2 other annotated features are annotated in these 1,222 nt (G+C 47.7%).

The features are described from left to right. Positions 1–21 precede the first annotated feature (21 nt). Positions 22–999: a sequence feature (most likely nonfunctional fraction of RNA operon), on the reverse strand. 11 nt (positions 1,000–1,010) lie between these two features. Further along, positions 1,011–1,152, reverse strand: a sequence feature (16S ribosomal RNA rRNA prediction is too short). Positions 1,153–1,222: the final 70 nt, after the last annotated feature.

Genomic DNA, 1,222 nt, shown 5'->3' on the forward strand with positions numbered 1-1,222 from the left:
CTTATAGTAAAGGAGGTGATCCAACCACAGGTTCCCCTACGGTTACCTTGTTACGACTTCACCCCAGTTATGAATCATAAAGTGGTAAGCGCCCTCCAAATAAAAAGGTTAAGCAACTTACTTCTTTTACAACCCACTTCCATGGTGTGACGGGCGGTGTGTACAAGGCCCGGGAACGTATTCACCGTAGCATTCTGATCTACGATTACTAGCGATTCCGACTTCATAGAGTCGAGTTGCAGACTCCAATCCGAACTAAGATATATTTTGTGAGATTCGCTTACTCTCGCGAGGCTGCTTCCCTTTGTATATACCATTGTAGCACGTGTGTAGCCCTGGTCGTAAGGGCCATGATGACTTGACGTCGTCCTCACCTTCCTCCGGTTTATCACCGGCAGTCTCCTTTGAGTTCCCAGCCTAGCTGATGGCAACAAAGGATAAGGGTTGCGCTCGTTGCGGGACTTAACCCAACATTTCACAACACGAGCTGACGACAGCCATGCAGCACCTGTCTCATGGTTCCCGAAGGCACTAAAATATCTCTATTAAATTCCATGGATGTCAAGACCAGGTAAGGTTTTTCGCGTTGCATCGAATTAAACCACATGCTCCACCGCTTGTGCGGGCCCCCGTCAATTCATTTGAGTTTTAACCTTGCGGTCGTACTCCCCAGGCGGTCGACTTAACGCGTTAGCTACGAAAGCTATAAGTCAAGCTTACAACCTTCAAGTCGACATTGTTTACGGCATGGACTACCAGGGTATCTAATCCTGTTTGCTCCCCATGCTTTCGCACCTGAGCGTCAGTATTCGTCCAGGGGGTCGCCTTCGCCACTGGTATTCCTCCAGATATCTACGCATTTCACCGCTACACCTGGAATTCTACCCCCCTCTACGAAACTCAAGCTAATTAGTTTCAAATGCAGTTCCTAAGTTAAGCTTAGGGATTTCACACCTGACTTAATTAACAGCCTACGTGCTCTTTACGCCCAGTAATTCCGATTAACGCTCGCACCCTCCGTATTACCGCGGCTGCTGGCACGGAGTTAGCCGGTGCTTCTTTTACAAGTAACGTCAAGGATAAAATGTATTAGATTTTATCTTTTCTTTCTTGTTGAAAGTACTTTACAACCCTAAGGCCTTCTTCATACACGCGGTATAGCTGCATCAGGCTTTCGCCCATTGTGCAATATTCCCCACTGCTGCCTCCCGTAAGAGTCTGG

It is taken from the genome of Enterobacteriaceae endosymbiont of Donacia vulgaris, assembly GCF_012568445.1.
GTDB lineage: Bacteria > Pseudomonadota > Gammaproteobacteria > Enterobacterales > Enterobacteriaceae.